Here is a 6000-nt window from a genome sequence, read left to right as displayed (position 1 = left end):
TGGATAAATGGGCGGCTTATGTCACGGGTCAAACCTAAAATATGGGGTGAATAACCCCATTATCTGTGGATAACTTTAACTCTCTTGTCTCTCATTCTTTCTCAATAAGATTCATCACGTATCACATCAGAAATTATATGATAAAATATTGTTTTCTATAAATAAAATACCTTCAAAAATGAACCAAACTGTGGTTAACAAATGGTTATGATTTGTTGCCATTTTTTGAGAGTGAAAGGATTTTAGAATGACAGAAAATGATATTCTTTTAACTGACCGTGAAAGTGCAAAATTGCTTCATATGAGTGTTTCAACATTCCGCCGTCATGTAACCAATGGCTCTCTCCCAAAACCTTTAAAATTTGGCTTTTTATCGCGTTGGTTACAATCGGATCTTTTGAATGTCATCGAGCAAGCAAAACAGCAACGTTATAACGACGCGGCATAAAAAGAAAACCTTGTCACGTAAGAACGGACAAGGCTTTCTCAAGCTCATCAACCTAGAGCTTTATTTGGTGTAAATTCAAGGCTTTCTCTGCTGAAGCAAGACCTAAGGTTTGCATTCAAGTTGTTCTGAATGCTTTTTACAATAAGGGCTATTTAAGCGTCTCTCAACACTTCGCTGAGGCATAACAGCACCAGGACGACATATGGGAAGGTTGTCCGATTTATGGTTCTCACACCAATCTTGTATTGTAAAGCTAGGGCGAAAACCTGATTGCGCCATACACATTTCAATACTGGCAAATTGATTCAAATCTAGCGCCACAACCTTATTAAGGTCCGGTACTCCACATTCTAAAAGTATTTTATTTCTCCATAATGCTGGAGAAAGTGAGGGAATTGAGTTAACACATCCAGTGATACTTAACAGAGCTATACAACTCAATAGTTTTAAGATTTTCTTCATTATTCCCCTCTTTCAATGGATTTATTTACAATAAAAAAGCTCATAAGCCTGTTGATATTTCCTGTCACCGCTGCTTAAAACAACGGTGAACAATATTGAGATGATTGGTTGAGAAAACAATCCCGCCGTTCCAAGCAAAGGCAAGGATGGCGGATTGTTGATCATCACTAGCAAGACTTAAGGTTTGCATTCAGGTGCATTTTTATATTTTTTACAAAAAGGGCTGTTTAAGCGCTTCTTGACACTGCGCTGTGGAACAACAGCACCTGGACGACAAATCGGGAGATTTTCGGCTCTAAAAGTATAACATGGCCCTCCCGCTCTTGCTACCTCTTCATCTTTATAGCGAAACCCTGATTGAAGCATGCAAGCATAAATTGTTGCTTTTGCATTAATGCTCTGCTTTCTGTTTTCTGGATCGACATCATAAGGCGTTGGCATGCCACATTCTAACAAGGCTTTTCCTACCTCTGTAAAATTAGTAACACCATTTTTCTCCCACGCGCTCAAATACCCTCCAGGAGTTTTATTAAACTGACATCCAGCTATACTTAACAAAGTTACAGCACCTAATAGCTTTAGAGTTTGTTTCATTTTTTACTCCATTATTTAATTCAAGGTTTTTGTTCACGATGAGATGTGCCATAGCGCCATGTACACTTATCACTCGCATCTCCAAGGCAAGTATGGGAGCTTATGGGATTCATGATCACTCTCCACCATTCTGTCCAAACGTTACTACCAGCAGGGAGTGTCCCGTAGGTATAGCCATTGCCGCCAATAATTCTGCTGACAAAGTCGTATCTATTCCCATCAAAGCCAACAATGGTTTGTTTGCCATCACTCACATAACCTAACAGACCGGATGCAACTAAAACATTAAAGGCTGGTCCATAGAAATTGATATTCGTGTTGTCGGCTATACCGTGCACACCTTCTTGTTTGAAAGAATTCAGCATATTCCCCAATGTCATTGTCCCGCGACTATGTCCATAAAGTTCTAATCCTGTAAGACCATAGCTATACATCAAATCTTTTGCTTCTTGTGTTGAATTGGTCAAACCCCAAAAGTTATTTTCCATAAACTTCTGATAGCCCGCGACTAGAAGTTCTGAGATAGCAGAATCGGCTTGGGGGAACACAACAAAATAAAGCGGTTCATTTTTATCCTTCGCATGTTGAACCGCATAAACAGCAGCTTCCTCTGGTGGAGTAAAGATGCCATTAAAGGACACATGCACCTTGCCATCAGCACCCTCTTGTAAATGCTGCTTTTCTTCATCCGTTAAATAATGTGCGTGAGGTATTGGTTGTCCACGAGCGTCTTTGATATACTGTCCATTTTCATCTTTTTTATAGATTATATTGCCCTTTTCATCACGGTCGACCACGGCAATGGGGTGCTCTTTGATAAACATGGTTTTATAGGAATCATCGCTGTATTTAAACCCTTCTTCTAAGAGTTGAGTTGCCATTTCACGATTTTCATGGACGATTTGTTCCAGCTTGCCTGCATCGAGCTGTTGTACACCCTTATGGGCGGTGGCGGTATCACGATTAAGGGAGGCTATGGCTTGTTCCACGTCTTGCCCTGTCAATGCCTTCTGCCCTGCTTCATCAGTAATGACAATGGTGCCATTGCTGATAGCAGATTTGGTATAGCCTTCTTCTGAATCTTTAGCTTTTGAATGATCTAAGACATTTTTAGCAATGTTTTTCCCGACACCATATTTGCCCTGATACATCGGACCACCCGCCGAAATGCTTAAACCTTGGCTGCTAGCTTGCGCATGCGCACTGTTGCTGATATCACTGGTGCTGATGCTTCCTGTGGTCAGGCTGTTTTTATCTGCCGGCGCGGTGCTTTCAATAATACCTCCGGTCAGCGTTGTTTTATCTTTAACGTTGATATTAAAGCCGCCATCACCCGCTTTGATGCCTGATTGTTCCACAACACTATGATAATCACTAGAGGATTTATCCTTGTTCAAGGAAATATTGGTTGTGGCTGTACCTTCCTTTTCTCGGCTATTATAACCAATGGAAACAGAGTTTTGCTTGCTGGAACTTTGTCCCGTATCACTGCGGCTGGTAATGGCAAAATCACCCCCTACTTCCATTTCTACACGCTCTCCAGAAACCACGGCGCCTGCCAATGTGGTGTTTGCCCCACTCGTTGTGTGAACTGTGCCGGTGCCAATAATATGGCTGTTCTTCTGGTGAACCTCCTCACTGGAACCCTTGCCTTTACCAAAAGAAGCATTCCCCATCCACCCTGTACCACCGGTACCATAACTATACCCAACATTCATTGAAGCGCTTTGCGTGTGGTTTTCTGTGCTCTGCGTGTTTTGCGCACTTTCAAAGATGATATCTTTACCTGCTCCCATGGTGATATTCCCGCTCTGTTCATCATTGCTTTGCATCGGGTTTGTACCAGCGATAATATCGGCTCCAACACCATGGATGCTGCCTTTGTGGGCTTGCATATTAACAGCGCGTCCTGCTTCTATTGTACCTGTTACCGCGGTAGAAGTCTGAACAGAGGCTTCTGCCTTCTCTGTCTTAGAAAACACATACGAAACGCGAGACCTTTTGCCTCGCGTTTTTTATTTTTCAGAAAAATTTATAATTATCCGATCTCATATTTTCTAAATTTTCTTTACACGATAATGTCGCTGTTATCATTTTTTGTAATGGATGGTGACATCTGTACGGTTATCTTTTTGGGTTTTAATTCAGCTGGCATTTCCCTTTTAAGCTGAATATGAAGAAGCCCATCTCCAAGTTCTGCCCCAATAACCTTAACATGATCAGCCAAATGAAAACGCCGTTCAAAAGCACGCGAAGCAATACCTCGATAAAGGAATTCTCGCTCTTCATCATCATTTTTAGACTTTCTGTCTCCCTTAACGATCAGCTGATTACAATGCGTTTCAATATCAATTTCATCTTGAGAAAAACCAGCAACAGCCATAGAAATTCTATAAGAATCTTCAGTTAAACGCTCGATATTATAAGGGGGATAAGAAGAAACTTCGTCTGGTTGTGTTCTAGAATCAAACCAGTTAAAAAGATGATCAAAACCTACTGTGGAACGATAAAATGGTGAAAAATCTACTTGACGCATAATATTGCCCTCCTCTAGAGCGACTATAATTTATAATTAATTCACAAAGTTCCCACATGGCAAACTTACTTGTGAACCTGCGGCCCCATCATGGCAACCGCATTATATTATCTAGTAATCGTTTTTCTTTATTTCAACTCTTTGGGACCTAAATTGATAAAAACTATCTAAAAAGCAATATACCCCTTTTTTAATCCTCTTTCTTCATTACATAAATGTCAAAGCACTAAGCGGCAAATACACTGTAAAGGAATTTCAATTGGAAACACCTCTTTATCCCATAGACTGGGGTTCCACTCCTCTTAATATCCATCATGGTACTCTTAAAATAGCAATAGATCACGAAATTTGTTTTGCTATAACATATCCTGAGGTGGAAAAATCTAAGGGAACAATTGTTATTCTCAAAAGCTACGCAAATACTTTAGAAAAATATTTTTTATTAATAAATGAAATTTCTAGACGCGGTTTTCATACAGCAATATTTGACTGGTTTGATCAAGAAAAAATATCCCTCAAGATAAGAAAACAAAGCCGACATCAATATTTTGATATAAATAATGATATTAATGACTTATATAAATTTCTTACAAATATTGTTTATCCTAATTGTCTGCCACCTTACTCTATGCTCACCTATGGCATAGGTGGATTGATAGCACTTAGCGGATTAGATCTCATTAATCATCAGTTTAATAGATTGCTCTGTGTTTCTCCCCTTTTTGCTCCATTCGGCAATAAAACGAATGGTTTTCAACATAAATTAACACAATTTCTTTCTGATATAGGTCTTGGCTTTATACCAGCGAAAGATAGTAAAAAATTAAACAAGACAAAACAAAAAAATATACAATTGGGACACATACATAAAGTGCCGCTCCCTTCCATTAAGCCCCCAACATCCCAATGGATGGCTTCAGTATTTAATGCGATTGATTCTATGAAGAGAAATGTACTTCATGGAGATTTACGAATCCCAACACTCTTTATTCTTGCCAATCAAAACAATATTGCAAACAACATTGAAGTGCGGCAATTATGCCAACACACACGTCTAACAGAAATTATTACTATTACAGGCGCTGAACTGGATACAATTATGGTTAACGAAGATTATAAAAAACAATTTTGGGCTGCATTTGATGCCTTTATTCCCGATAATGTATCTGTAAAATAACACTAAACCTTAATTTCCGCTCCGCTCCATCAAAAAAGAAAGTTTCTACGAGCATTGGATCTACAAACACTTTTAAATATAATAGATTTTTCTTTTCAACCACTCATATGATTTGTTTTCTAGCCTTTACAGGCAAGACATAACCTAAATATTCACCACGCATTCTAATAAAAAACTAATATACAAAGTATATCATTACATTAAACAATATTATTTTACATCATAAAAACTAACTTAATAAAAAAACTATTTATATAAATAAAAATAATAAATCTATCTTAATATAACATGATAAATATTTACAAATAAAGCATCAAAATACTATTTTTGATCTGTTATTAAGTGATAATTTAATATTATATCTAGGAAAACAATAGTTTTCATCTATTTAAGAAAAAACTGGAAATAAAGCGCATTTATAATATTTATTACAAATCTCTATAAAAACAAATAACTATAAAATTTCTATTTCTTAGGAGAACTTTTTAAAAACAATAAATTAACATAATATTCTTCTAATTTCTCGATATATGAAAACCCTACAATAACGGTTTTCATAAGTTTTTAAATGGAATTCTGATAATAATCAGTAACTTTAAAAGAAAAGATAGTAATGAATCATCTTAGTAGTTTTAGAGAACCCCTTCTTTTTTCAAAATCACATATATTTCGAATTTAACCAACTCACAACGAATATGCTGTATTTTGAATCAGAATGTAAGAATTAACCATTTTGCCATTCATTTCAATTATGAGCATTTTACCATCTTTTTTATAAATACT

At 37.2% G+C, this 6000-nt stretch carries 6 protein-coding genes and 1 pseudogene; 2 read left to right on the top strand and 5 right to left on the bottom strand.

The features are described from left to right. Window positions 1-247: 247 nt before the first annotated feature. The gene (locus tag ACFINR_RS06695; RefSeq protein WP_015856172.1) at window positions 248-448 is read left to right on the top strand and encodes an AlpA family transcriptional regulator; all 201 of its coding nucleotides are present in this window, start codon (window positions 248-250) and stop codon (window positions 446-448) included. Window positions 449-550: 102 nt separating this feature from the next. Here the strand turns inward: ACFINR_RS06695 and ACFINR_RS06690 are convergent, their stop codons facing one another. The 5 genes and pseudogenes from ACFINR_RS06690 to ACFINR_RS06670 all read right to left on the bottom strand — a co-directional run bounded on the left by ACFINR_RS06690 (window position 551) and on the right by ACFINR_RS06670 (window position 4040). Then, entirely contained in the window at window positions 551-910 is a 360-nt protein-coding gene (locus tag ACFINR_RS06690) for a hypothetical protein (protein WP_375608402.1), read from the bottom strand. 64 nt (window positions 911-974) lie between these two features. Next, complete coding sequence (locus ACFINR_RS06685) at window positions 975-1100, bottom strand: hypothetical protein (RefSeq protein ID WP_375637186.1); 126 nt, start codon at window positions 1098-1100, stop codon at window positions 975-977. Continuing rightward, window positions 1088-1504 carry a hypothetical protein gene (locus tag ACFINR_RS06680; protein ID WP_375653500.1) on the bottom strand — a complete coding sequence of 139 codons (417 nt, stop codon included), beginning with the start codon at window positions 1502-1504 and terminating at the stop codon, window positions 1088-1090. Before ACFINR_RS06680 ends, ACFINR_RS06685 begins: the two co-directional genes overlap by 13 nt. Before the next feature lie 20 nt (window positions 1505-1524). Beyond that, window positions 1525-3477 (bottom strand): annotated as a pseudogene (locus tag ACFINR_RS06675) (hemagglutinin repeat-containing protein); the annotation flags it as partial. 95 nt (window positions 3478-3572) lie between these two features. Further along, complete coding sequence (locus tag ACFINR_RS06670; RefSeq protein WP_273791398.1) at window positions 3573-4040, bottom strand: Hsp20 family protein; 468 nt, start codon at window positions 4038-4040, stop codon at window positions 3573-3575. 259 nt (window positions 4041-4299) lie between these two features. Here ACFINR_RS06670 and ACFINR_RS06665 point away from each other — a divergent pair, with 259 nt between their 5' ends. Further along, window positions 4300-5217 (top strand): serine aminopeptidase domain-containing protein, encoded by a 918-nt coding sequence (locus ACFINR_RS06665; RefSeq protein ID WP_375653493.1) that lies wholly within the window; start codon window positions 4300-4302, stop codon window positions 5215-5217. Window positions 5218-6000: the final 783 nt, after the last annotated feature.

This window comes from Bartonella sp. AP19HLJMH (assembly GCF_042196245.1).
Classification (GTDB): domain Bacteria; phylum Pseudomonadota; class Alphaproteobacteria; order Rhizobiales; family Rhizobiaceae; genus Bartonella.
This window is presented reverse-complemented; position numbering and strand designations above follow the sequence as displayed.